We start from the raw sequence: 24,175 nt of genomic DNA on the forward strand, positions 1-24,175 counted from the left end.
TAAAAACCTTTAATGAGGGATGATAAAAATCTCGGTCTTGCCTGCACAGGTGATCGATTCACAGAAAGAGACTGGGTACCTCACCACAGGTTGTATGAATATCAGGTTTTCTCAAAGCTATTCTTAAAGGCAGGCCGCTACCCCTTTAGGTTTTATGGTGTTGTCTAAAAAGATAAACATTTTTAAGGGCAAGGTGTTAAAAAGCCGGATGCGTTTGGATATGCCGAATTATCTTAATAACCATCGGGCGTAAATGCCCTTGCGTTTGGTTTTTCATGGAACTTTTTAACAGTGTATGTTTGGATATGCGTGGAATAATATATGTACTTGAGGATGATCAGGGGATTAGGGAAGTAATCGAGCTCATTTTGGGCTTAGAATCTTATGTGGTGAAGAGTTTTACGACAATCAATGACTTCATGTCTGCCGACCGCCGGTCTGCAGATCTGTTCCTGCTGGATGTGATGCTACCAGATGGAAACGGGATTGAGGTATGCAAGGAACTTAAAAGTTCCATCACCACCAGGGAGGTTCCTGTAGTGATAATGAGCGCGCATGCAGACCTGAAAAACCTGGGGAAGGAGTGTCCAGCTGAGGGCTTTATTACCAAACCTTTTGATATAAACAAATTCTTACAGAAAATAGGGAGTCAGATCGCGCGAAAGAATTAAAAAAGAAATAAAATGGCCACTGGAGACTTTCCATCAACACTACACATTAGGGCCTGAATAAATCATCCAGGCAATTTCCTTCGCCCGGTTTCCCGAAAATGGCCTGATTGAAGCCTGCTTTTGATGGTTTTAGCGAAATGTTAAAAAATGTTAAAGCCGTTTGAAAATAGCCAATAGTTTTTTTGTTTTGAAGCAGTTCCCAGATAAGAAACTTGGAAAGCATTTTTTAGAGCTATTAATTAAATTTTTTGGTTTTGGATCATGTTATCATTATCACTTTTTAAACGTTTTCGCGGACAATTAAGGACCGCTGTTTTATTATTTTTTCTTTCTACGCCGCTTGCGGCAGTTCAGGCCAGGCAAAATGTCCCCTTGAATAATACTAATTCAACTTTCAGCGCCAGGCTGATGAATATCGAAGCCGCATCAAATGAAACCTTCCGGTACACCGCTACGCTTTATAACGGATCGGCGAAATCGAAGGTTTACGAGTTGAAGGCAGCTCTCCCTCAGGGTTGGCAGATCAGTTACAAAGTTGAAGGAAGCCAAATCTCCTCGCTTAACCTTGTTGGAGGAAAATCTCAGGACATTGCTATTGAGGTTAATGCCTCAGCAATTGCTGCAGCAGGAAAATATCCCATTTCCATAAAGGCTGAATCTCCTGCCGATACGCTTACATTGAAGCTGGAGGCTGTTGTCAGAGGTTCTTACGCTATCAGCATTGGCACCCCAAGTGGAAGGTTGAGTGAGGAGCTGGGGTCAGGAAGTCATAAGGATATATCTCTGGAGGTACAAAATACCGGTAGTTTGCCGCTTTCCGATGTTTCTTTAACAGGCCAGTTACCGACCGGTTGGGAGGTAACCTTTGAGCCGGCAAAGATTACAAAACTTGAGGCTGGAAAACGTTTGACGATCAAAGCCTCTGTAAAGGTGCCGGATAAAACGATTGCAGGAGACTACGCAGCCACGATAAGCGTGAACAGTGCGAATGCTAACGCGCAGGCCGCCTTTCGCCTGTTCGTGAAAACATCGCTACTTTCCGGCTGGATTGGCATCCTTGTCATTCTTGCTGCGATTTTGCTTTTATACTTCCTTATCCGAAAATATGGCAGAAGGTAATCCTGCGAACATCGTTAATGGAAATGAAGGAAGCTATTATAAAACTCAGTAATCTGAGCAAACACTATGGCCAGTTTGTAGCAGTCGACCAGTTAAATCTGGAAGTAAACCGGGGCGAGGTTTTTGGATTGCTAGGTCCCAACGGTGCAGGAAAGACGACGACGATTCTAATGATGCTCGGGCTCACAGAACCGAGTGAGGGAACAGCATGTGTTTGTGGGTTCAGCGCGGCAAGAGATCCGCTCGCTGTGAAACGAAAGGTAGGCTACATGCCGGATAATGTTGGATTTTATAATCACATGACTGCCCTGGAAAACCTGGCTTACATCGCTAGGCTTAACAGTATTGATGAAAAGCACTTGCAGGAACGCGCCAAGACGCTGCTGGATATGGTCGGCCTAGGAGCGGAGATGAATAAAAAGACTGGTACCTTTTCCCGAGGGATGAAGCAGCGGCTGGGACTTGCCGAAGTGTTGATCAAGAGCCCGGAGGTAATCGTCCTGGATGAGCCCACCCTGGGAATAGATCCTGCCGGGGTAAAGGATTTTCTCGAGATGATCAGGAGCCTGAGCCGGCAGCACGGCCTGACGGTCTTACTCTCTTCTCATCACCTGCACCATGTACAACAGGTATGTGACAGGGTAGGTATCTTCGTCAGGGGCAAGCTCTTGGCCCAAGGTGATATCCCTGCACTATCCTCCTCGTTATTTGGAAAAGAAGGCCACATTACCACCGTCAGGACAGTCCAAACGATCCTGCAGCCCTGGCAACTCGAGCCGGAAATGAGGTCCTGGCCGGAGATTAAAGATATCAGCTTTGCTGCTAATTCAATCGAATTTAGCTCGACTAGAGAAATCACCCCGGATATTGTGCGTTTGTTGGTTAACAATGGATATGATATTTTAAGTGTGAAAAACAAAGAGTTTGGGCTGGATGAAATTTACCAGAAATATTTTGAGCACAGTTTTAATGAGAATACCAATAATGGAAAATCAGCAAATTCTTTCACAACCAACGGTTTCACAGCAAGTCGAAAATAAAATTACACCATTTTCAGCCAGAGGTAAGGCATTTGGGGTAATGGTAGAAAAAGAGTTGGCAGACCACATTCGGGGCTGGCGGTTTATTTTATTGGTAGGGTTGATTCTACTCACTTTTTTAGGCTGCCTTTATGTATCGCTGAGCAATATCAGGACTGTCTTTGCCAATACCAATGATCCTGATCGTGCTTTCCTGTACCTGAAACTGCTCACCACTACAGATGGAACCGCACCACCCTTTCACTTGTTACTGAGCTTTCTAGCCCCACTGTTGGGAATTAGCCTGGGCTTTGATGCCATCAATACCGAGCAGAACAGCGGTACGCTGACCCGCTTACTTGCGCAACCAATTTTTCGCGACAATGTTTTGCTGGCTAAATTCACCGCTGCGATCATACTTGTAGGCGTACTGTTTTTCTCGCTCTCACTCCTGGTCGTGGGTGGAGGACTGGTCTTTACCGGCGTGAGGATAGAGCCTGAGGAGCTTGTCAGGATTCTGGGTTTTGTTGCATTGACTATCATCTATGTAGGGTTCTGGCTGAGCCTTTCGATAATGTTTTCCATCGCCTTTAAACAGGCTGCAACCTCTGCGCTCTCTGCAATTGGCTTTTGGCTGTTATTTACTGTTTTTTATCCGTTTTTAGTTAATCTTATCATCAGAAGCCTGTTGCCGGATCCCGCTTATCTGTCTCAGGCGCAGGTCATGGCCTATAATGAGCTTATCCTGGATGTGATGCGGATTGCGCCCAATCAGCTCTATACAGATGCTGCAACAACGCTACTCATGCCCGCTGTGAGAAGCCTTGGGCCGATGAATATGGAACAAATGGCGGGTGCCATTCCTTCCCCGCTTCCGGTGAAAGAAAGCCTGATGATTGTATGGCCACAACTAACCGGCCTATTGGCATCGACTATCAGCTGTTTTGCACTCTCTTATTATCTTTTTATGCGTCGAGAGATCAGAAGTTGACCAGGCGAGTTGGGAGTGTGTAAACGACTATGCTTTTTGATCAACTGCCCCTTTCTGAACCGATGTGAATTAGCTTGTTGGACACCCCCGGTAAAGCTTTGCAGGTAATCATTTCAGCAAGCAAGAGGTTCGAATGCTGCGAGGTATTCTGGTTTGCGGTCTTTTTTTGCTAACCCCAAAAAGACAAACATATAATACGCATTTCTGAAAGTTACCACGATTAAACTGGTAACCACCACATGATAGCTTAAGCACGTGGTATTTTTTTTTTACATGTGCAGGAAAATAATGAACCCAGCCGATGGAAATCCTCACAGTTAGAAAAACTTCGGCACGGTCAGCGGGTTAGATTTTCCTTATCATTGGGGGCATCGTTAGTTTAAAAACATTACTTTTATAAAAGTATTGATTATCAGACCTGACCATGCTCTTCATCCCCGGTTATGTTATCCGTTCCCTAAGCAAGTATGCGTGCGCCATACTGTTCATTCTCTTCCCTCCCTTTTGTAAGGCACAATTGGTGGATGGCTTGCTTTTTAAGCACCTTGACCAGGAATCAGGCTTGAGTGATTCCAATATCAAAGCATTACACACAGACCGGGAGGGTTTTCTATGGATTGGAACTGAAAATGGCCTTAACCGTTTTGACGGAACCAACTGTATTACCTATAAAAAGTATGGACCGACATTTGACAACTATCCGGGGAGTTATATTACCCACATTATCGAGGACCGGAACGGAGACCTCATCATCGGATCACAGCAAAATTTAGTGCGATACGATAAAAAGCATGAAACTTTCAGCCGTTATACTTTTAAGGGAAAGCCTGCTTTTAGCTATAACCATTATACTTTTCCATTCCACATTGATCAGGATAATAAGCTTTGGGTTTACATTGCTGGTAATGTTTACACTTACGACAGGACCAGCCGGAACTTAAGATATTTCACCACATATTCCAATGGTTATATTTTTACGCCTTTACCGATGTTTAAAAGGCTGGACTGGTTTGTTAGCCGTGGGGTAAAAGGCATTTACTTCAGTAAAACAAGTGATGTGCAGGAAAAGAATTTTAAGGAGTTTTTCACCGGCCAAGGGTCAGCAAAGGCAGTTACTGCAAATGTTCAGGATGCTTACCTGGCTTCTGATTCTGCATTCTGGTTAGCCTGTGAGCACGGTCTTATAGAGTTGAATCCCAAAAATGGTGTTTACAAAAGCTATAATTCTTTTAATGGGCGTACAAATATTGTAGCAACTGCGGTGAAAAAATACCCCAATAAACCCTGGCTAATTGTGGGCACAAGCCGTGAAGGCCTCCTTTTTTTTGACCTTAGGTCTAAGGCATTCTTTGCCCAACAAAAACACAACCCTGTTGACCCGCATAGCCTTTCGGGCAACAATATCCGCAAGCTTCACATTGATGATCGTGACCATTTGTTCGTAGCGGTTGAAGGCAAAGGTTTGGATTTTGGAAACCTCCATCAGGTGGTATTTCCCAGTCTTCCCCCCCCCCTTAAGCCTGAAAAGGCTTTTGGAATCACCTCCATGTTGCGATGCGCGAGTGGAGAGATACTTTGTGGAACAAGAAATAACGGGCTGATCAGGTATAGTAAGAATATGGATACGGTGCTGTCCAATCTCATCCCAAATACTGAAATCAGGAGGCTGAGCCATTTATCGCAAGCTGGGATAATAGTCGAAATGGCCGACGGTAATACATGGCTTTATCATGATAATACCGCCCGGTTAACCCCGCTAAAGCTTCAGACAGATGGTGCTTTACCTGTCCAGTTTCAAATTAACCAGTTCATTAGGATTAACGGACACTCATACGCAGCCACCGGTGAGGGACTTGCCGAACTGCAGCCCGGCAAAGAACATTTAACGTTTACCATAAACAAACAGTTTAACCGTACACTGGATTGGCCAAATATTCAACAGATCATACCCATTAGCCCTGATAGTCTACTGGTACAGACTTATTACACTGCTTTGTACCTTTACACCTTCAAAAATAACCGTTTTTTTAAAGTACGCGAAATCTGCAGAACGCCTTATGCGATTAACCAAAGTACCAGGGTAAAGAATGTGATTTATCTGGCTACTACACAAGGGCTTTTCAAGGTCGATGCAACAAAGCCTGCTGAGCCGGTTAGATTACTGGAGCATAATGCTAACGGATTGGTTTACTTTAAGGGGGCTATCTGGACGGCCGGAAACAGCGGGCTTTTTAAATATGAGATTAGCAATCAAAAAGTTGTACATTTCAATCGCCGGGATGGCTTAAAGAATATCAGTTTTGCTCCTCAAACGCTTTTGCTCTTACAAGGTAAGCTGATGGCGATTGGCGGAGAGAATGGCATCAACCTCTTCAATCCTGAAACCATCACGCCCTATCAGCATGCGGTGCAGCCCAAAATTGTAGAGCTGATGGTTAATGATGTCCGCTACCGGGATGCCGGAAACCCATTGCTTTGTGAGAAGATTGTATTAGCGGCGAGCCAAAGCACTTTGTCCATTGCTTTTAGCACCATGGATTACATTGCCCCCGAAAAGCGGCATATCCGGTATCGAATGATAGGTTACGATAAAAGCATGATTTCCCATTTTGGAAACGGTTTGATCCGTTACCCTAATATGCCCGCCGGAAATTATCGCTTCGAGCTTATAGATGTAATTTCAGGGAAAAAAAATACGCTGATCGTCCAGATATTAGGCCCATTCTGGCAAAGGTGGTGGTTCATTGGGGTTGTTATCGGAGTTTTAGTGCTCTTAAGTGCTTTATTGCTGTGGATATACCTGAAATGGATCAACAGGCTGCAGTCCTCACAGCTAAGGAAAATGATCAACTTTCAGAAGTCAGATCGCAAACGCATTGCAGATGAACTCCATGATGATTTAGGACTTAAACTTTCATCCCTCAAGCATTACCTTATTGCAGGAGATATCAATAAGATGATCGAGGGCGGAATGCTCAGATCTCTGGCTACAGAATACATTGACGGAGCAATGGATGTTCTCAGGAATACGCTAACTAACCTGAATCCTAAAACCCTCGATCAGGAGGGGCTTATATTAGCGCTTGAAGATCTTTTTGCAAGTATTTCGCGGAGTCCATTGCTTAAAATCCATTTCGATCATGGTAGTTTCAGTAATGCTTTATTGAGCACGCAAGAGTATGCATTGTATAGGGTATGCCAGGAGTTGCTAAATAATACTTTAAAACATGCCGGAGCCCGGAATATTTACCTTTCTATTGTAACCTTTCCAAACAGCACTGTACTGCTTTACGAAGACGATGGTAAGGGCTTTAAATATGAAATGGTTAAGCGTGGTTATGGTCTGTATAATATTGAAGCTTATGTCAAGGCCATCCGGGCAAATCTGGATATTCAATCTGTAAACGGAAAGGGTATGGCCGTAACGATAATCGTAGAACACAAAAATAAAAAGAGATGATTACCAAAATCTTAATCGCCGATGATCACAACATGCTGATTAATGGCTTAAAACTCATTCTAGCTATCCGGACAGATTATGAGGTTGTAGGAGCCGCTTATAATGGATTTGAAGTACTCGATATGGTGCAGGCCTTTGCGCCGGATATTTTATTGTTAGACATCAATATGCCTTTATTAAATGGCTTCCAAACCTTGAAAAAACTCAACTGCATTGCCCCGGAAACCAAAGTTATCGCTCTTTCAATGTTAAGTGACAAGAGAACGGTGTTGAGCATGCTGGAGAATGGTGCAAAAGGCTATTTGTTAAAAAACACAGACGACCGGGACTTATTTCAGGCGATAGACCAGGTATCACAAGGGCTATATTTTGTCTCTCCACTGCTCAGTGAGATTTTAAATGAATATTTAAAAGGCGGAAGGGGTGATTACGGTTTGAATCGTAAGTTATTGTCGGACAGGGAGGTAGAGATTGTAAGGCTTATAGTTGATGGGTTTACAAATGCTGAGATTGCTGACCGGCTTTTTTTAAGTGTGCGAACGGTTGATACCCACCGGAAAAATATTTTCCATAAACTATCTGTAAACAATACCGCTTCGCTGGTCCGGCACGCCCTGGAGAACAAAATTTTCCTGGGACTGGATGCTTAATCACCTCTGAAATATACCGTAAAAAGCGTATTGACTTTCCAGATTGGTTTGATTCATTTTGTATACACCTATACGAATGATTCAAGCGCTCTATGAAAAAAAATGTTCTTAGCCTATTGGCGCTCTCTTTTCCTTTTTTTGGTATAATTGCCCAAACCACACTTAACAGGTCAGTCGTGGCCAGTACAGGGGGAAGTGCCCAGGTAGGGAAGACACTTATCCAATTTACTGTAGGAGAGGTCGCCGTGCTTACCCAGCAACGCAGTAATTTGTTGTTGAGTGAGGGTTTTCAACAGCCTGAATTCACCATTTCTACATTAGCAGTACCTGCTGTAGAGAATATGCGCGTTTTTCCCAACCCCGCCACCAGTGCTACCAAAGTTGATTTTGACCTTTTTACAGACGCTAAGGTGGTGATTAATCTGGTAAACAATTCCGGGCAGATTGTACATTCCAGTTCAGTGTCGAGCAAAGCGGGCAAGATTGAATATGTCATCCCACTCAATGGCCTTGCATCCGGACTGTATCATGTTGTTCTTTACGTCAATTACCGGACATTTTCAGAAAAACTAGTCATTCAATAACAGATTCGTACACGCTCAAATCATCCCAGATGAAAAAGTTATTTACACAATTATTGCTTTGCATGCTGCTTTTCTGCGTACGCGAACATGCCACCGCACAGGTTCAAAACCAATATTCAACAGTTACAACAGGCGCCTCATTTCTGATGATTAGCCCTGATGCAAGAAACGCAGGTGTTGCCGAAGCAGGCACGGGGCTTTTTGGCGACAGTAATTCCGGCTTCACCAATGGGGCAAAGCTATCATTTGCGCAGCGCACGGGGCTAAGCGTCTCCTATGTGCCCTGGATGCGGGAACTTGATAAGGATCTGCATTTAGGCAATCTTAGTGCGTATCACGCGATCAGCGACCGGGAAACCCTTGGCTGCTCTGTAAAATACCTGGATTTAGGAAACATCAACTTTAGAGATGACGCGGGGAGCCTTCTCCAGCAATACCAGGCAAGTGAGTTTGCTATCGATGCAACCTACTCCAGAAAGTTCGGAGAAGACTTTGCCATTGCCTTAACCGGCAGGTTTATCCGAAGTGACCTGGGAAATGGCCAGTTCAATGGCTTGCAGGTTGAGCCGTCAAATGCCTATGCTGCCGATATCGGAATCTATTCGGATAAGACGCTGACCCATTCAAGATATGCATGGGGTTTGAGTCTGAGCAATGTGGGTACAAAAATAAAGTATTCTACAGTGAACGGTGGCGATGCTTTTTTACCCATGAACCTGCGGATCGGTGGGGGGTATACCTTATTGCAGAACAGCAATAACAGCATCACATTTTTAGTTGATGTTAACAAGCTTATGGTCCCAAGCCCGCCCAGGTATAAGCTGGACCAGAATGGCATGGTAACCTCAGAAATTGAAAAGGGCAAGGATCCGAACAGAAGTGTTCCCAATGCCTTGTTCAGTTCTCTTTTTGATGCCCCGGGCGGGTTCCGGGAAGAAATTTCGGAGTTCACTATTGCCGGTGGGCTCGAATTTGCCTATCAGGGACAATTTTCTATCCGTACGGGGTTCTTCTATGAAGATCCGGATAAGGGTAACCGCCAACACTTTGCAGCAGGTCTGGGACTGAAACTAAAGGGCGTTCAGTTTGATATGAGCTATGTCGCACCCACACTCAAGCGGTACGTGCTGCGCAACGGTCTTAAATTCACTTTAAGTTACGCTATAGATAATCGATAAACTAAATATTATATTATGAAAAAAATCATACTCCTCATTGCCTTTGCTGTTTTTTGTTCAGCCCGTTTAAAGGCTCAGCAATCATCATTTAAAAGACTTTTCCCAAATGATGAAAAGCCTAAGGCTAAGCCATCACTTAAATCTGCAGATGCACCAAAAGATGTGAGCAAGCCGGGCAAACAAAGAATATTTGAAAACTACAGTCAGGCAAAACCTGTATCAGATGCAGGTCGTTCAGCTAAGGCAGCTACCCAAAGGACCGAGCTGGTTTCAGATAAGCCAGCAGTAAAACAAGAGCAAAAACCTGCAACTGAAGAAACTAAGCTTCTACCTTCACAGGGTGAAGGAAAAAAATCTAATTAATAACGCCCCAACCTTTTATCCCATGAAAAAAATTATAATCTGCATATTCTCATTTGCGTTCTGCCTGATAATGGCCCGGGGCTATGCCCAATCTGGTTTAAGCGGTATTAATTATCAAGCTGTGGCCAGAAATAATGATGGAACTGTGCTTGCCAATCAGAATATTTCGGTACGGATATCCATTTTGGGCGGTAGCGCGAATGGAAGCTTACAATATCAGGAAACCCATAGTTTAGCTACTAATACCCTTGGTCTTTTTACCCTCCAAATAGGTAAAGGGTCTGCAGGTACAGGAACTTTAGCCGGTGTTCCCTGGAAAAATGCCAATCAATACTTACGGGTAGAACTGGTCCTCGGTTCTGGCAGTTATACTGATTTAGGCAGTACACAACTCATGAGTGTTCCCTTTGCGCTGTACGCAGCGGATGGAAATCCCGGCCCGGCTGGTCCGCAAGGTCCGGCAGGGCCTACTGGTGCAACTGGTGTTGCAGGTCCCCAGGGGATACCAGGGGCAGTTGGTCCGGCAGGACCGATAGGTGCCACAGGACCGCAAGGACCGGTTGGTCCAATCGGCGCTACCGGTTTGACTGGTGCAACGGGCCCGGCAGGCCCCGTTGGCCCTGCCGGAGCACAAGGCCCTGCAGGACCAGTAGGTTTAACCGGCGCAACCGGTCCGGCTGGTCCAATTGGGCTTACCGGAGCCCAAGGACCCGCGGGGCCAATAGGCCTTACGGGGGCAATGGGTGCGGCAGGGGTTCCAGGACCGCAAGGCCCTATTGGTGCTACAGGTTTAACAGGCCCTGTTGGGCCGGCGGGACCCATAGGACCCGCAGGGCCTCAGGGACCTGCCGGGAATTTAACTGGCCCCGCCGGTGGTGATCTCTCAGGCAATTATCCCGATCCACAGGTGAAAGCAATACAGAATGTTGCGGTTTCGGCTGCTGCTCCCTCAGCAGGGCAGGTACTCAAATTTGATGGCACGAACTGGGCCCCGGGTACAGATAACGGGGGAGGAGGCGCTTTAACCCTCCCTTTCACAGCAACAGAAAACAACGCGGCTACCCTTTTTTCCATCGCCAACAATGGTGAGGGAACTTCGCTGGAAGGGATTAACAATACTACCACCTCAAGTATCGCGGCTGTAAGAGGTACGGTTACTTCAACCAGCCCTGGAGGATTTTCGGCTGGTGTCAGGGGGATAAATAATGGAACAGGTGGCTTGGGGATAGGTGTTTGGGGAAGCCACAACGGTAGTGGCTGGGGGGTATATGGGGTAACGCCGAACGGTCTTGGTGTATATGGCAATGCAAGTGCTGCGGGCACTGGCGTTTATGCAAACAGTAACACGGGTACAGGCTTAACTGCTACTTCGACTAATGGCATTCCGGCAAGCATCAGCAATTTCAATAACGCGAATAATAATACTGTGCTCAATGCCAGTAATGTTGGTAACGGAACAGTAATCAATGTTAGCACTACCGGAAATGGAGTTGGGGTACAAAGTAGTACCGGATCGGGCATTGCGGTACAGGGGCTAACCTCTCAGCAAACATCAGCAGGTATCCTGGGCAGAAATAATGGTGCAGGGGAAGCTGTCGTAGGCCTTACCACAAGCGATATCGCAGGTGCAGTGGTTGGTCGAAATGATGGTGGCGGTTATGGCGTCAGGGGCTTTATAGCAACCAGCACCGCTAATACAGGTATTGGGGTATATGGACAGGTGGGCCTGAATAACAGTACCGGTAGGGCTGGAAGATTTGAAAACTCTAATCAAACCAATACCCAGGCCAATACCTTAGAGGTTTATTCAAATGGAAATGGTAACATCCCCAATAATACCCTTGGTAATGCAGCCTCTTTTACCCTAAACAATACAAACAGTGTAGGCGCGGCTGTCAGGGCAGAAGTGAATACCATTTTTGGGAACTTTGGCGCAGCGGCAATTTACGGGACCTCGGCTGGCACGGGCGGGTTCGCGGGCCTTTTTCATGCATCAAATCCAAGCGGAAACGGAAGGGCATTGGTTTCGATAAGCGATGGAAACGGGAATGCGATCACTTCTAATGCCAATACAGGCAATGCAGTGGAAGCGAATGTGGATGGAACAGGGACAGCAGTTTATGGATGGGTGCCTACTTTTAGTGAAGGAAGGGCCGCAAGATTTAATAATTTTAACGAGGATAATGAAAATGAGGTAATAACGGTGAAAACCGTAGGTAATGGGGCTGCGGGTAGTTTTATGGTAGACCGCACGACAGGCACCTCTCCTGCGGTAAAAGGGGAGGTTAACTCGATTTTTGCCAATTTTGGTACAGCCGGGGTTTACGGGCTATCGTCTGGAACAGGGGGTTATGCAGGTTTGTTTTATTCTTCTAATGCAGCCGGTAACGGACCTGCGGTATTAGCCTTAACCGAGGGCAACGGAAACGGGGTTACCGCCAATGCAGGTGGAAGTGGGGATGGGTTAGAAGCAACCTGTGATGGAACAGGAAATGCTGTTTTCGGCTGGATTCCGAATTTTGGTGTAGGTAAGGCGGCGAGGTTCGCCAATTTCAATACTGGAAACAGCCAGCCTGTCGTACAGCTCAATAATGCCGGAACAGGAAATGCATTGTTAATTAACCATACCGGCCCCTCAGGAAACCTGGTTACTTTCCAGTCTTCCGGGGCCAATGTAGCCCGGATCAATAAGGCCGGGCGGGCGTTTTTTGATGGCGGTACACAAAATAGCGGTGCAGATATTGCCGAAGCTTTCGATGTAAATGGTGAACTGGAAAATTTTGAACCGGGAGATATTCTTGTGATTTCTACCGAGAAGGATAGGTCTGTAGAAAAATCTTCTGGAAGTTACTCTACCTTAGTTGCGGGCGTATACGCTACAAAACCAGGGGTTTTACTTAGCGAGGAAAGTATTGATGCTGATTTAACCAATAAGGTTCCAATGGGGGTTGTTGGTGTGATCCCTACAAAAGTTTGCCTGGAAGGCGGGAAAATTAAAAGGGGAGATATGTTAGTAACTTCATCTATTACTGGGGTGGCAATGAAAGCAGATCTTGACAAGGTTAAAATCGGACAAGTGATCGGTAAGGCATTACAGGATTATCAAGACGATGCTATCGGTAAAATAAATGTTTTGGTCAGCATAAAATAGATGTTGGTTTGCGCGTATTGGGTAGCCCGTATGGTAGCGGGCTACCTTTTTTTATTTCTTGCCAGAGCGCTTTAGTTCTCAACTAACGCTGGGTGAGTAGAATAGAACAATCTTCTTTCTGGCTTAGTCTTTTCTCTTCAAAGGGGCTCTGACAATAAATTTTCTGCTTCAGTGTGCTCCATTAATTTAATATACGCTACATTGGAACAATAGCTCGCAATCTGATAATGCTCCACTTTTCGTTTAGCATAGATCTACGCAGCATCAAGTACCTATGGGTCTTCAGTAATGCTTTCTATAATTTCACCAGACTTCTCTAAAAGGCCGTTCATTACTTTTCAATTTTTGGCACTAGCCGAAAGGACAATAGAACTGATTATTTTTAAGCCTTTCTATCCGTCATTGGCGCTGATTCCAATGCCTGAAAAGCCTCTCTGAGTTTTTCGTTTGTTGCAGGGTCAATCAATTTTAAACCCATATAACAGCTGTTCTTGCACGGCTAAAATATCTCATAATTCATCCACTGTATAAGCACTTTGGGAAAATCCGCTAAGTGGCACTTCTGTCACGGTCGTATTTAAAATGCTGTAATTGCTTTTTCAATATCCCACGTGCCTGATGGATGTAAGTTTTTACGGTTCCCAGAGGTATGCCCATTTCTTTTGCAATTTCTTCATATTTATAGCCCTCAAAGTATTTCACGAAAGGTATCCGGTAGATTTCGGGCAACTTTCCCAAGGCCTTACCAATGTCGGCAATCATAAATGAACTTATAGCGGTATTATAGCTTGCACTGGGAACCAGTTCGGTATTGCTGACTTCCTCTTCCGATTTGATGATCTGCTGACGTTGCCTGCTTTTGTGATAGTTGTTTAAAAAAGTATTTTTTAGAATGACATATAACCAGCCTTTTAGGTTCGTACCCTCTTCAAAGGAATCCCGGAACCTGACCGCCTTTATCATGGTCTCTTGTACCAGGTCATTCGCATCGTCAATGTCACCGGTAAACTTGAGTGCATGTTCGCGCAGTCTGGAGGAGTGCTGTTCTATCACTTTTAAAAATTCTGCATTTTTCATAGTTAGAGGAATGATGTAGGTTTACAACACATCCTGACAATTTATGGTTTTGTCTATTTTTTATAGGAATGTATTTGTATGCTCGTGTTGTCTTTCTGACTTGTTTGTAGGAACTTTGGAGCGAGGTGTTGGTAATCGTCAATGTGTTTTCTATCCTAATACACGCAATGGAACCTGGGCTATACGGGCATTGACTGCTGGCCCCTTCGAAATCCGAAGCTTAAACCTTCGGTACTTTTTCCAGATATCCTGACGTAGATGAATCCAGTGAAGGTGCGTCTTATTATTCAGGGCTGGGAGAAACTTATTTAGCTGCCAACTTTCAGAGAGGCATTTAACTTCCATACCCGGAATTTTCAAAATAAGTTTAGTACATAGCTGCCTTGGATCGCATCCGGCTAAGGGTTTCCATTCTCATGCCCATATAGCTGGAGAGAATCCTCAAAGGAATTCTTTGGAAATATTCCGGATGGGTTTCCAGCACGCGTTCGTAACGCTGTTCAGCGAAGGGGATCCTGATCATCATGCTCCGCTCCCGGGTGAGACGACAGTAGTCCGAAACAGCTTTTCTCGCTATCACGCCCATCTGCGGGAAACGAGCCAAAATCAGCGCGATAGTTTCCTGAGAGATTGAAATCACCTCAGTTTTTTCCACAGCCTGGATGAACTCCCTGTAGCTATCATCCTGCGCGTCGGCTTCCCTTAACGAAAAAATCAATGCGGGTTCTGTGGCTATCCAGGTAGTTATCTCAGTTGAACCTTTTCCAATCACCCCCCTTAGCGTTCCCTCAACGATAAACACATAGCGGTCCTGACGTTCTGCGAAATCAACGATGTATTTGTTTTTCGCAAAAACCTGCCTGGAAGCGCCTTCAGCCAGCATGGCTTTCAGTTCAAGGGGCATGGAAATGGTTTTTTCAATAAAGGCGATTAGTGGACGTATAGACGCAACACGGCCATAGTTTAGGGGCGTTAAATGAGGATTAGACATGCTTTGCGCTGGTACATAAATTGTGCCATTTCGTCCTTTCAGTGTACGCTCAGACAAAATTGTAAACCAGCATGTGAAGAAATTTACCCTAATCCACGCTGGATTAAATCCATTAACGCAAAAAATTGGAACTTTGCAGACATTCTTGCTTGTTTTGTTGTTGTGGAGTGACCGTTTTTCAAAGTAATATGTCCCTCATTGCGTGTGGTGATGTTTAATTATACTTTTTTCAAACATAATGCCCGAAATCTTGCTTATCAGTTGTAAAAAGCATAATGATGAAACGTTTTGAAAACAAGGTAGCATTAATCACCGGAAGTAGCCAGGGGATTGGCGCCGCTTGTGCCAGGCGGCTGGCCAGTGAAGGATGCAGGATAATTCTAAATGGTCATACCCTGGATGATCGGGGAAACGCGCTCATAGCCGAAATAGCAGACCTGGGCAGCGAGGCCGTTTTTTTAGAAGCAGACCTTAGCCGTGCAGATCAGGCCATCGGATTGGTAGAACGTTCTATTCAGGCCTTTGGAGGACTGGATATCCTGATTAATAATGCCGGGATAGAAAAACATGCAGACTTCTGGGAAGTGAGTGAAGAGGATTACGACGCGGTGATGAACACTAATTTAAAAGGCGTATTTTTCGCAATCCAGTCTTTTGTCAAATACTGCAGACAGAAAGATCTCCCTGGAGTTGTCATCAATATGAGCTCGGTGCATGAGGAAATCGCATTTCCGCATTTTGCTGCCTATTGCGCCAGTAAAGGTGGACTGAAAATGCTTACCAGGAACCTGGCAAGTGAACTTGCACCTTTGAGCATCAGGATCAATAACGTTGCTCCGGGAGCCATCTCAACCCCTATCAACCAGGAGCTGATGAGCGATAAAGAGCAGCTTGGCCGTGTCTTGAAAAATATCCCCATGGGTAGGATGGGGACTTCTGATGAAGTAGCAGGCGTGGTTGCTTTTCTGGCTTCGGAGGATTCTGCCTACATCACCGGCTCCACTTATTATATAGATGGCGGGCTTACCTACCATTACCAGGAGCAGTAGGTTGTGATTTCTGCAGGCTGCAAGGTTAACGTTTTGCCTGTAATTTGGCTCGAAGTTTGACTATTGGCAGTTAGATTATATGAGCCACAAACTGAATAACTATTCCTGCGTACTGCTGGATGACGAACCCGCTTCGTTGTTAGTTCTTGAAAATTATATTTCCCGCTTGCCGGATATGGAACTGGCCGGATCTTTTACCGATGTTGCCCAGGCTATTGATTCGCTGGTTGAACTGGACCATATCGATTTCCTGTTTCTTGATATACGTATGCCGGTGTCAGGCATAGAGGTCGCCAGAAGGATCAGGGAAAGGACCAGCTTTCTTATTTTCACTACAGCATTCCCCCAATACGCTTTAGAGGCCTTCAGCGTTCATGCAGACCACTATCTGATTAAGCCGATTGGGTTTGATGGTTTTTTAAGCGCAGTGAACCAGGTATTGGTTAAGAATGCGCGTACACCGATATCCAGTGAGGCATATTTACGCAGTAGCGATTAATTTGTGCGAAACCATTAGCAAGTCCTACTTGTTTCTTTTGAGGCCGCCTTTTCACGGCTTAGTATAGATGCACAAATTCGAAACATTTGATTTTCAAAGGATATTTTTTGGCGAGCTCCCTTACGGGTTTCTCCTTGAAATCCTTTTCCGCACTGCGATCATGTATATTTATACGATACTATTGTTGCGGTTTTTGGGAAAGCGCAGCATGGGGCAACTTTCAACTTTAGAATTGGCCATTATCATTTGCTTCGGCTCGGCGGTAGGGGATCCGATGATGGGTAAGGATGTGCCGGTCATTCATGGTATGGTCGTGATCACCACTGTCGCTTTGCTGCAGACTGCTGCAGAATGGATCATTAACCGGGATAAACGCCTCTAAGCTTTTATGGAAGGTCAGGCGGACGCCTTAGTGAAAGATGGGATGATCATCAATAAATCATTGGATAAGAATAACCTCAGTCATGAGGACCTATACCGGTTTTTGCGTTCAAAAGGCATCGAACAGCTGGGGCAGGTGAAGAATGCCTTTTTTGAAACGTCCGGACTGGTGTCGGTATGGTGCTATCCTAAACAGAAAATTATGCCCGGACTCGGTATTCATCCTGATCAGCATTTTCCCGAACCGGAGATTCTCTCTGCCCGAAGCCAGCATCTGCAGGAGGGCTATTATAGCTGCAGAAACTGTGGGTTTACCCAGTATTTTCCCATGCAGCAATCACTAAAGCCCTGTCCGAAATGCGAGGCAACCGAATGGAGCAAATCAGTCGGACCCTTGTAGTCTAAAGCAAGAGTGGAAGTCTTAATTGCTGTTGCCGGTTCCAGCCTACAATAAAATAACATCGTTTTTCAAAACGTGGACAATGCATTTACGTATCGGCGCAGTGAGAGATTCGTTAACCGAATTTCAAAAATTAATCAAGAATGCCAAAGCAATGGCGGGCAACCAGCGAAAAGCAATAGACAAGAAACTGAAGTAGCTCAATGAGCCCCTTTGGGCTTTTTTTACGCCAAAATTAAAATCTGCAATAGTCAGGGGAGTAGGATTGTTCTATGAACCCGATGCTGAGCGTTCAGTTGTTATGAAGGTAATGCTTGATAAGGATAGATTGCATGCTAACCTGAATGAGGCTTTTTGATAAGGGGAAAACCATCTGGTGAAATACACTGTTCATTGTATATAACTAAAGATTGTTAACTATGGAAACACAACCTAAAAACGAAGGCACACAAGCCGATGAAGATGACAAATCGCAAAGTAAGCAAAGTCCCAATCAACAGCAGGAGATGGAAGAAAATGATGTACAACGAGGGCTGACAGGTGAGACTGATGATGAGGAAGATGTTGGCGGAGATCTTGCGGGAAATGCATCCGGCAATACTAAACCCTGAAAAATAACCCGGGCCATTTGATATCACTCCGAATGGCCCGGATGAAAATGATTCGTTATCGGCCAGCCCATCATACTCAGTGGTTGGCTAGGGGCAATTGAGGTCATTTGTCAGTTCATATATGGACTTCCTTGCGGCTACCAGGCGCCAAATTTATTAGAAAAACCGAACATCCTTTTTCTTTCTGTTTTGCGTACAGGCCTTCCTTAACCAATAAATAAAAAGTGTAACCAGATAAAGCTCTGAGTCACAATACCCATTATGGGCAAAAAATTAATGGTGTGGTATTTCAGTTCACTCCAGGTGAATATGGTCAGCGTAAGCTCAACGCTGGGGATGATTAATCTAAGACATGATAGTGAGGATAAACAATAACTGATGGTTTTGAAATAGCGTCTCATTTTTCTTGATTTATATGAAGACGTTCAAGGCGTTTTATCTGCAACAGCGGGAACTAAAAAATGCAGCAGGCCTGCGAAGAGTAAGGGGCATACCCACTAAATGTCGGTATGGAGTAAAGCGTAGCGTTTTTTATGACTTATTTTTATTTCGCCGGTTTCGCCTTCTCTCCGGGATAATCTTTGAAGTAATCACATGCTTTCTTCAGGCCGGTGGCGATGACAATCCCTCAGATCCGCTCTCCTCCGGTGTGCCATTTGCGATCTCGGTAGCCTTATCACGAAGGTATTTGGGCTGGTTTTTATATGATGGCGGGTAATCACCTTTTGGCCATGTCATAATTCCTCCTTTTTTAAGTGAAACATCTTGTGCCCTCAGCTTGTTTAGTTTTATGAAAATCAATATCGACACCCTTTGCGCAGTTATGGAGGATTTACAGGTGGTGGCTGCGATTTAACCTGGAAAAATAATTTTGGAAGGTTAATGGAATTACCCGTCAGCAAGGATAGTTACTGATTATGATAATGATAAAAGAACCGATATTAAAGCTCTTGGGACGAATCTATGAGCCGGATGCTATGATTGAACTCATGTTTGGACGATACGACCTGGCTATCAAAACGGATGGAAAGGGCAGGGCGAAATTACTTTTTCCTGGCAGCAAGGATCAACATACGGGAAAAATCAAAGGAGCGCGCTTCGCCATAAGGTTAATCGAAAATGAAAACGCAGAGGTGTTGAAGGACCATTGGGAAAATAAAGGTAAAGCTACAGCGCAACTGTGATATGGGTAAAGCAAAAACTCCTTCCTACCTGAATTTTGATGTATCGGGCTATCCCTGGAAAGCTAACATTGATTACCGTACAGAGCCAGGACAGTACCGTGTTGGTAAAGGAGAACAGGGCGTGTTGATTTGCGAACCTTATAAATCGGAAATCGGCCGGCACTGGCGTTTTAAAACGCCGGAGATTGCGAAGAAAAGCAGTGAGAAAATATACGGAATGTTTCTTGATTACCTGAAACAGGGAGAATTTGTGGGCGCTGATCTGGCCAGGAAATATTTGCAGATGGGCTATACACGGGCACGGCGCTACGCAAATTATAAAGGTGGGATCAAGTACAACAAGGATCTGGGATATTCCTTAAATGAAAGGGGGAGTGGCGATCCGGAGAAAGCCCAATCAGCAGCGATTTTTTATGGCAAATACAAACAGGCCGAGGCTAACCCGGAATATGCAAAACTGAAAGCCGGCTGGAAAAAAATGTTTGGATAAATCGCCAATGGAAGTATGGGCGAAGAAAAATCTACCGAAAAAATCATGGGGGGATTAACCCCTTTGAGTCTGCTGCCCGCCGACTGTTTCCAATACTTCCATCAATAATCTAGCCGTCGGGCCTGCTGAGAGGGGATTCTGCCCGGTCACCAGGATACCATCACGCTCTACATGGGAAGTGAAGGGGACCAGTGCGGTTTTAACTTCAGCACCCAGTTCTTTGAGCCTGGTCTGTAGCTGATAGGGAATGTTGCCGCTTCGCCCGGTCAATACCTCCTCAGCATTGGTAAATGCAGAAATCACTCTGCCCTGCAAAAATCCGCTTCGCAATTCTGCTGCAGCAATCAATGCCGCAGGTCCGTGGCACACCGCGCCCATGGGCTTTCCGCAATCGAGAAAGTCGAGTATCAGCTGGCCGCTTGCCTGACTTGCTGCCAAATCCCAGATTGGCCCATGGCCTCCGGGATAAAACAATGCATCAAAGTCTTGGGGCTTTAGCCCGTCCAGGGTGCTGGTATTATTAAAAGCCTCCTGGGCTGAATGATCATCTTTAAAGCGGCGGTTTGATGCGGTGATATTTTCTGTCAGCTCACTCAAGGGATCTATCGGAGGGGTGCCGCCCATGGGGCTTGCCAAGGTAATCTGGTACCCCTGATCAATAAATTCATAATAGGGGTCAGTAAATTCTCCCAGCCAGACCCCGGTTTTGCTGTCGGTATCCTCCATCGCACTGTGCGAGGTCAGAATCATCAAGATTTTTTTCATCTCTAACTATCGTTTTTTAATATCTTTTATTACCTCAAAGCTGACGGCAAGTTCAGTTGTTTTGCGGTGGTGCCTCCAGCTCATCATCACTATCAAATTCTATGTTGTCCAATCCGGCCAGCTGCCCCCTGCTTGGGTGTCGCAACTCGATCTGCTCAGCAAGTAAGTGCAAAATTTCCAGGTCAACCTTTCCGGGATTTTGACAGACATGCAGGAAATCCTGACTGCCTGCTTCCAGGCTTGCCAGGAATTGCTTATCCTGGAAGATCCTGTATTTGCAACCCCCGGAAGGATGCTGCGGATATTGTCCGACCTGGAAATGGTACTGCAACCCGGGACTGATGTGTATGGTATAGGTTTCCATAGTGATGCTGTTTTAGGGTATAACCATTCAGCTAACCCATATGTTTTATGATTTAAAATTCAAATTTCACTCATTTGGATGGAGCTTTACAAGATCTCTGCAGTTTATGGAAATTTCATACTCAAAGCCTGGCCCGTGGATACCGCTTGCGATCAAGTCTATTTTGGGTGGGGAGCGCCTATTTTAAGTTGTATAGTGTCAGTAGTTGCGCTAAATCTTTCTTTTGGAATGTTCATGCGCCTTGTTAGGGTATATTAAGGCGAGTTGATCCAGGAAGCGGTTTTCTGCATCTTTATAGCTGTTAAAGAACTTTCTCCTGGCCGTGGCCTGTACGCCAATGAACATACAGATCTTAAAAAATAATAATACAGATATCATTTTAATTTATATTTTAGCATCATCATCTCTCAATTACTTTTTTAAATTATTATATTTCTAAATTAACAACATGACTAAATTCGCGCCCAGGTCCCTTTGGATCTGCACTACCCTTCTCTTTTTAATTTGTGCCTGCAAGAAAGATAATCTTAAGCCTATGACACTACAGGAACAAATAGCTGATGCAAAATCCTGGTACAAAGGGGAGACCAAAGGTACGCTCAACTACCTGCAATCAACCAAGAAGGATTCTATTTTGATTAATAACGAGCCTCTATGGGACAAAGTGCAAACTGAAATCCTTAGCGATCAAACGCTGGCACTGGTTGTTCCGGTAAAAACTAATCTTTATGATATAACCCGCAGGAATGGTAAAATGCATTTGGTCATCAGTTATCAGGATGACAGGAGGGATTTCAAGTTATTGAACAGCTTCAAAGCAAAAAATACAGATACAGTCCGGCTAACTGGACCGGAGTAATTACATTTAGAAGTTTTTACTCCGGTTTTTTTGTGGCCTAACTTGTTGTTTAATAGGTAGATAAGCTGCATTCCAAGATTCTCTTTTCCGGTTCGATGTCCGATACCGTCATAGGTCCATTTTTCTGGGAAGATCGAACCAATAATTTTTCTTTTTTCGTCATTTTCTCCTTCCAGATACAGCAAATCGAGTTTTTTAAGATTTTCAAGGGCTGGGTAAAGAATTTCTTCAACATCTACCTTCTCAGCTTTCATGGAATTGAGTTCGACTATTTTTGCTTCATATTTTACAATGTTAATTCTTCTTCAAGTTTAATTAAACGGTAATCAGCGGTTTCTATGTCGTCTGATAACAACAATGTCCTTGCTTTTGCAATTCTATTATTTGCAGTTTCTATTTTTTTTGAAAGGCTCTTTTGTTCATTGATGTTTTGGTTTCTGTCTGAATAGATATCTAACACCACATGTCTATACAGTTCGGACATTCCAGGTTTGGGCATATACTTTCGGATTGCTTTGACAAAAGCAAGGTTGACCTCGCCAGCCTTGAATCTGGGTCCGCAGGAGGATTGGCAGTGGTAGTAGTGGAAATATCCATTTCTTCCTTTTGAAGCGCTTCCTGTGAGCAGTCTGTCGCATTTTGGGCATTTCAAAAAACCTCGTAGGGGAAGCTTATTCTTCGAAACTTTTGGTATTCCTCTTTTGTCGGGTTCTTTCTGCCTGTTGTAGATAATCTCCTGAATCCGGTAAAACAGAGATTCGGTAATCAGTGGCTCGTGTTTCCCATCGGCTAAATAGGGAGCCTCATATTGGTTGGCTGGAACCAAAATCTTTCCCATATACGCAACATTTTTCAAAGCTTCCCTAAAGGTATTGATCTGTATCTGCAATCCTTTTCTGCGTGCAGATCTCCAGATCTCGGCAATTGTGTATAAATCCTTTCCTACCTCATTAAACGCCCATTTCAGGATGCCTGCCTGGGGTTCTGATATTGCGATATACTTTTTGCCATTTTCATATGATTTGTTGACGTACCCTGCTGGGGCAGCGCCCATCCACCGCCCTTCTTTTTTAGCTTGCCTTAGACCATGTTTTACATTTAGTGCACGCCTATCATTTTCTATTTCCGGCGCAGTTAAGTAAACCGCAAGCATCATTTTATTTTCAGGAACATTGAGATCTAACGGTTGTTCTATTGCTTGAGGTTCTACGCCATGTCTTCTGAGGATGCTTATCATCTGGTATGCGTCACTGGCGTTTCTGCTGAACCTGTCCCATTTGGTGAATAACAATAACTCGCTTTGTAATTTTTTATTTTTTATGTTTATTAACAGCTTCCTCCATTCCGGGCGTTCGAATGTTTTTGCGGAATGGTCTTCATAAATTACATTTCGTACTTTAATCTGGTTGATCTCGCAATAACGCGTGAGGATATCATGTTGGTTTCTTTGTGAATATCCTTTTTCAGCTTGCTCATCCGTACTTACTCGTATGTATAAATCTGCAATTTTCATTTCAATAGGATTTGGAATTTAATAATTGGGTTTCGCCTTTCTAATTTGTTGGTCTATGGCTAATTTACCAAATTCGTACATGAAATCCAGGATAAGTTTTGCTTGATCTATACTAACTATTGTACCATGTTTGGCTAATATTCTAACCGCTTCAGAAGGAGACACATTTCTTTTTTGCTTGAATTCCATATCCGCTTGTGTGAAAGCTCTAAGGTAATTTCACTGGGCTAGATGTTTTGCCCCTTACGTTAGATAGTACGATCGCTGCACTTATATGATTTATTTCCTTGTCACCATAACTGTAGCTGGGAGATTTTAAAAAGACATTTCAGTGGGTATGTTAGAGGTAATGGATGAGTCTTGCAGAAGAATGATCGAGATATGTTTTGCAGAAGTATTTGTGAAATTTTGTTAGCGTGTTTACATCTTTTGGGTTACTTTGAAAATCAAATATTTTGAAACAGATCCTCTCTCCAGAATGTAGAAAAGGGTCCTTAACCGACATTATCAATCTCAAGGTAAACTAATCATGAAACGACACAACGAAACCGAAGTGATAGCCGTACATTGGAGAGGTTTCGAAGGTACAGCAAAGGTTTTTGACAAAGGGGGGGAGCGCCACAAGAACAATAACCCTAATACGCAGAAAGGATGAATACCCACCGCCACGCAAATATGCTGATCTTTTTTAGATCCCATTCCGGGAAGAGCGTTTGATAGCCGTTATAAAGTGATAAACAATAGTTTTTTAGCTATAATAAAATTTCTTTTCTTTGAGGGTCAGTGTCTTGCGTTTTTGCATTTGG

At 44.3% G+C, this 24,175-nt stretch carries 26 protein-coding genes; 18 read left to right on the forward strand and 8 right to left on the reverse strand.

What is annotated here, in order from left to right:
- Positions 1-305 precede the first annotated feature (305 nt).
- The 10 genes from ACQY77_RS19945 to ACQY77_RS19990 all read left to right on the forward strand — a co-directional run bounded on the left by ACQY77_RS19945 (position 306) and on the right by ACQY77_RS19990 (position 13,186).
- Positions 306-671: a response regulator transcription factor gene (locus tag ACQY77_RS19945; RefSeq protein ID WP_421940567.1), complete on the forward strand. Its 366-nt coding sequence runs from the start codon at positions 306-308 to the stop codon at positions 669-671.
- Between the two features lie 261 nt (positions 672-932).
- On the forward strand, positions 933-1,790 hold the full coding sequence (locus ACQY77_RS19950) for an NEW3 domain-containing protein (protein ID WP_421940566.1): 858 nt from the start codon (positions 933-935) through the stop codon (positions 1,788-1,790).
- A 17-nt stretch (positions 1,791-1,807) separates the two neighbouring features.
- Positions 1,808-2,830 carry an ABC transporter ATP-binding protein gene (locus ACQY77_RS19955; protein WP_421940565.1) on the forward strand — a complete coding sequence of 341 codons (1,023 nt, stop codon included), beginning with the start codon at positions 1,808-1,810 and terminating at the stop codon, positions 2,828-2,830.
- The gene (locus ACQY77_RS19960; RefSeq protein ID WP_421940564.1) at positions 2,775-3,800 is read left to right on the forward strand and encodes an ABC transporter permease; all 1,026 of its coding nucleotides are present in this window, start codon (positions 2,775-2,777) and stop codon (positions 3,798-3,800) included. Before ACQY77_RS19955 ends, ACQY77_RS19960 begins: the two co-directional genes overlap by 56 nt.
- 424 nt (positions 3,801-4,224) lie before the next feature.
- Positions 4,225-7,260 (forward strand): sensor histidine kinase, encoded by a 3,036-nt coding sequence (locus ACQY77_RS19965; RefSeq protein ID WP_421940563.1) that lies wholly within the window; start codon positions 4,225-4,227, stop codon positions 7,258-7,260.
- The gene (locus tag ACQY77_RS19970; protein WP_421940562.1) at positions 7,257-7,910 is read left to right on the forward strand and encodes a response regulator; all 654 of its coding nucleotides are present in this window, start codon (positions 7,257-7,259) and stop codon (positions 7,908-7,910) included. The genes ACQY77_RS19965 and ACQY77_RS19970 overlap by 4 nt, the downstream gene beginning before the upstream one ends.
- Positions 7,911-8,002: 92 nt before the next feature.
- Positions 8,003-8,494, forward strand: coding sequence for a T9SS type A sorting domain-containing protein (locus tag ACQY77_RS19975; protein ID WP_421940561.1), 492 nt, complete (start codon positions 8,003-8,005; stop codon positions 8,492-8,494).
- A 29-nt stretch (positions 8,495-8,523) separates the two neighbouring features.
- Positions 8,524-9,672, forward strand: a complete 1,149-nt coding sequence (gene porV / locus ACQY77_RS19980; protein ID WP_421940560.1) for a type IX secretion system outer membrane channel protein PorV — start codon at positions 8,524-8,526, stop codon at positions 9,670-9,672.
- A 15-nt stretch (positions 9,673-9,687) separates the two neighbouring features.
- Entirely contained in the window at positions 9,688-10,035 is a 348-nt protein-coding gene (locus ACQY77_RS19985) for a hypothetical protein (RefSeq protein ID WP_421940559.1), read from the forward strand.
- 22 nt (positions 10,036-10,057) lie between these two features.
- A complete protein-coding gene (locus ACQY77_RS19990) occupies positions 10,058-13,186 on the forward strand; it encodes a collagen-like protein (RefSeq protein WP_421940558.1) in 3,129 nt (1,042 codons plus the stop codon).
- Positions 13,187-13,735: 549 nt separating this feature from the next.
- On the opposite strand, the gene ACQY77_RS19995 is transcribed toward ACQY77_RS19990, so the two are convergent.
- On the reverse strand, positions 13,736-14,263 hold the full coding sequence (locus ACQY77_RS19995; RefSeq protein WP_421940557.1) for an RNA polymerase sigma factor: 528 nt from the start codon (positions 14,261-14,263) through the stop codon (positions 13,736-13,738).
- A 367-nt stretch (positions 14,264-14,630) separates the two neighbouring features.
- Positions 14,631-15,254, reverse strand: a complete 624-nt coding sequence (locus ACQY77_RS20000) for a Crp/Fnr family transcriptional regulator (protein WP_421940556.1) — start codon at positions 15,252-15,254, stop codon at positions 14,631-14,633.
- Positions 15,255-15,529: 275 nt separating this feature from the next.
- On the opposite strand from ACQY77_RS20000, the gene ACQY77_RS20005 reads away from it, so the two are divergent.
- From ACQY77_RS20005 to ACQY77_RS20035, 7 genes are all read left to right on the forward strand, one after another.
- Positions 15,530-16,303 carry an SDR family NAD(P)-dependent oxidoreductase gene (locus tag ACQY77_RS20005; protein WP_421940555.1) on the forward strand — a complete coding sequence of 258 codons (774 nt, stop codon included), beginning with the start codon at positions 15,530-15,532 and terminating at the stop codon, positions 16,301-16,303.
- A 79-nt stretch (positions 16,304-16,382) separates the two neighbouring features.
- A complete protein-coding gene (locus ACQY77_RS20010) occupies positions 16,383-16,802 on the forward strand; it encodes a LytR/AlgR family response regulator transcription factor (protein WP_421940554.1) in 420 nt (139 codons plus the stop codon).
- A gap of 67 nt (positions 16,803-16,869) precedes the next feature.
- The gene (locus tag ACQY77_RS20015) at positions 16,870-17,184 is read left to right on the forward strand and encodes a DUF421 domain-containing protein (RefSeq protein WP_421940553.1); all 315 of its coding nucleotides are present in this window, start codon (positions 16,870-16,872) and stop codon (positions 17,182-17,184) included.
- 6 nt (positions 17,185-17,190) lie between these two features.
- A complete protein-coding gene (locus ACQY77_RS20020; protein ID WP_421940552.1) occupies positions 17,191-17,583 on the forward strand; it encodes a YetF domain-containing protein in 393 nt (130 codons plus the stop codon).
- 419 nt (positions 17,584-18,002) lie between these two features.
- Positions 18,003-18,194, forward strand: a complete 192-nt coding sequence (locus ACQY77_RS20025; protein ID WP_421940551.1) for a hypothetical protein — start codon at positions 18,003-18,005, stop codon at positions 18,192-18,194.
- 950 nt (positions 18,195-19,144) lie between these two features.
- Positions 19,145-19,378 carry a hypothetical protein gene (locus ACQY77_RS20030; RefSeq protein WP_421940549.1) on the forward strand — a complete coding sequence of 78 codons (234 nt, stop codon included), beginning with the start codon at positions 19,145-19,147 and terminating at the stop codon, positions 19,376-19,378.
- A 1-nt stretch (position 19,379) separates the two neighbouring features.
- Complete coding sequence (locus tag ACQY77_RS20035; RefSeq protein WP_421940548.1) at positions 19,380-19,868, forward strand: DUF4385 domain-containing protein; 489 nt, start codon at positions 19,380-19,382, stop codon at positions 19,866-19,868.
- A gap of 54 nt (positions 19,869-19,922) precedes the next feature.
- On the opposite strand, the gene ACQY77_RS20040 is transcribed toward ACQY77_RS20035, so the two are convergent.
- From ACQY77_RS20040 to ACQY77_RS20065, 6 genes are all read right to left on the reverse strand, one after another.
- On the reverse strand, positions 19,923-20,633 hold the full coding sequence (locus ACQY77_RS20040; RefSeq protein ID WP_421940547.1) for a type 1 glutamine amidotransferase domain-containing protein: 711 nt from the start codon (positions 20,631-20,633) through the stop codon (positions 19,923-19,925).
- 52 nt (positions 20,634-20,685) lie between these two features.
- Positions 20,686-20,997, reverse strand: a complete 312-nt coding sequence (locus ACQY77_RS20045; RefSeq protein WP_421940546.1) for a hypothetical protein — start codon at positions 20,995-20,997, stop codon at positions 20,686-20,688.
- Between the two features lie 210 nt (positions 20,998-21,207).
- Positions 21,208-21,375, reverse strand: coding sequence for a hypothetical protein (locus ACQY77_RS20050; RefSeq protein WP_421940545.1), 168 nt, complete (start codon positions 21,373-21,375; stop codon positions 21,208-21,210).
- Between the two features lie 396 nt (positions 21,376-21,771).
- On the reverse strand, positions 21,772-22,110 hold the full coding sequence (locus ACQY77_RS20055; RefSeq protein WP_421940544.1) for a hypothetical protein: 339 nt from the start codon (positions 22,108-22,110) through the stop codon (positions 21,772-21,774).
- 32 nt (positions 22,111-22,142) lie between these two features.
- Positions 22,143-23,369, reverse strand: a complete 1,227-nt coding sequence (locus ACQY77_RS20060) for a recombinase family protein (protein ID WP_421940543.1) — start codon at positions 23,367-23,369, stop codon at positions 22,143-22,145.
- Between the two features lie 18 nt (positions 23,370-23,387).
- A complete protein-coding gene (locus ACQY77_RS20065; RefSeq protein WP_421940542.1) occupies positions 23,388-23,558 on the reverse strand; it encodes a hypothetical protein in 171 nt (56 codons plus the stop codon).
- A 340-nt stretch (positions 23,559-23,898) separates the two neighbouring features.
- On the opposite strand from ACQY77_RS20065, the gene ACQY77_RS20070 reads away from it, so the two are divergent.
- Positions 23,899-24,024 (forward strand): hypothetical protein, encoded by a 126-nt coding sequence (locus tag ACQY77_RS20070; RefSeq protein WP_421940541.1) that lies wholly within the window; start codon positions 23,899-23,901, stop codon positions 24,022-24,024.
- Positions 24,025-24,175: the final 151 nt, after the last annotated feature.

The sequence above is a fragment of the Pedobacter sp. genome (assembly GCF_965279535.1).
Classification (GTDB): Bacteria; Bacteroidota; Bacteroidia; order Sphingobacteriales; family Sphingobacteriaceae; genus Pedobacter.

What these genes read in the sequence shown, in the direction of transcription:
- ACQY77_RS19945 (WP_421940567.1), top strand. Translation starts at nt 306, where the DNA reads ATGCGTGGAATAATATATGTACTTGAGGATGATCAGGGGATTAGGGAA.
- ACQY77_RS19950 (WP_421940566.1), top strand. Translation starts at nt 933, where the DNA reads ATGTTATCATTATCACTTTTTAAACGTTTTCGCGGACAATTAAGGACC.
- ACQY77_RS19955 (WP_421940565.1), top strand. Translation starts at nt 1,808, where the DNA reads ATGGAAATGAAGGAAGCTATTATAAAACTCAGTAATCTGAGCAAACAC.
- ACQY77_RS19960 (WP_421940564.1), top strand. Translation starts at nt 2,775, where the DNA reads ATGGAAAATCAGCAAATTCTTTCACAACCAACGGTTTCACAGCAAGTC.
- ACQY77_RS19965 (WP_421940563.1), top strand. Translation starts at nt 4,225, where the DNA reads ATGCTCTTCATCCCCGGTTATGTTATCCGTTCCCTAAGCAAGTATGCG.
- ACQY77_RS19970 (WP_421940562.1), top strand. Translation starts at nt 7,257, where the DNA reads ATGATTACCAAAATCTTAATCGCCGATGATCACAACATGCTGATTAAT.
- ACQY77_RS19975 (WP_421940561.1), top strand. Translation starts at nt 8,003, where the DNA reads ATGAAAAAAAATGTTCTTAGCCTATTGGCGCTCTCTTTTCCTTTTTTT.
- porV (WP_421940560.1), top strand. Translation starts at nt 8,524, where the DNA reads ATGAAAAAGTTATTTACACAATTATTGCTTTGCATGCTGCTTTTCTGC.
- ACQY77_RS19985 (WP_421940559.1), top strand. Translation starts at nt 9,688, where the DNA reads ATGAAAAAAATCATACTCCTCATTGCCTTTGCTGTTTTTTGTTCAGCC.
- ACQY77_RS19990 (WP_421940558.1), top strand. Translation starts at nt 10,058, where the DNA reads ATGAAAAAAATTATAATCTGCATATTCTCATTTGCGTTCTGCCTGATA.
- ACQY77_RS19995 (WP_421940557.1), bottom strand. Translation starts at nt 14,263, where the DNA reads ATGAAAAATGCAGAATTTTTAAAAGTGATAGAACAGCACTCCTCCAGA.
- ACQY77_RS20000 (WP_421940556.1), bottom strand. Translation starts at nt 15,254, where the DNA reads ATGTCTAATCCTCATTTAACGCCCCTAAACTATGGCCGTGTTGCGTCT.
- ACQY77_RS20005 (WP_421940555.1), top strand. Translation starts at nt 15,530, where the DNA reads ATGATGAAACGTTTTGAAAACAAGGTAGCATTAATCACCGGAAGTAGC.
- ACQY77_RS20010 (WP_421940554.1), top strand. Translation starts at nt 16,383, where the DNA reads ATGAGCCACAAACTGAATAACTATTCCTGCGTACTGCTGGATGACGAA.
- ACQY77_RS20015 (WP_421940553.1), top strand. Translation starts at nt 16,870, where the DNA reads ATGCACAAATTCGAAACATTTGATTTTCAAAGGATATTTTTTGGCGAG.
- ACQY77_RS20020 (WP_421940552.1), top strand. Translation starts at nt 17,191, where the DNA reads ATGGAAGGTCAGGCGGACGCCTTAGTGAAAGATGGGATGATCATCAAT.
- ACQY77_RS20025 (WP_421940551.1), top strand. Translation starts at nt 18,003, where the DNA reads ATGGAAACACAACCTAAAAACGAAGGCACACAAGCCGATGAAGATGAC.
- ACQY77_RS20035 (WP_421940548.1), top strand. Translation starts at nt 19,380, where the DNA reads ATGGGTAAAGCAAAAACTCCTTCCTACCTGAATTTTGATGTATCGGGC.
- ACQY77_RS20040 (WP_421940547.1), bottom strand. Translation starts at nt 20,633, where the DNA reads ATGAAAAAAATCTTGATGATTCTGACCTCGCACAGTGCGATGGAGGAT.
- ACQY77_RS20045 (WP_421940546.1), bottom strand. Translation starts at nt 20,997, where the DNA reads ATGGAAACCTATACCATACACATCAGTCCCGGGTTGCAGTACCATTTC.
- ACQY77_RS20050 (WP_421940545.1), bottom strand. Translation starts at nt 21,375, where the DNA reads ATGATATCTGTATTATTATTTTTTAAGATCTGTATGTTCATTGGCGTA.
- ACQY77_RS20055 (WP_421940544.1), bottom strand. Translation starts at nt 22,110, where the DNA reads ATGAAAGCTGAGAAGGTAGATGTTGAAGAAATTCTTTACCCAGCCCTT.
- ACQY77_RS20060 (WP_421940543.1), bottom strand. Translation starts at nt 23,369, where the DNA reads ATGAAAATTGCAGATTTATACATACGAGTAAGTACGGATGAGCAAGCT.
- ACQY77_RS20065 (WP_421940542.1), bottom strand. Translation starts at nt 23,558, where the DNA reads ATGGAATTCAAGCAAAAAAGAAATGTGTCTCCTTCTGAAGCGGTTAGA.
- ACQY77_RS20070 (WP_421940541.1), top strand. Translation starts at nt 23,899, where the DNA reads ATGAAACGACACAACGAAACCGAAGTGATAGCCGTACATTGGAGAGGT.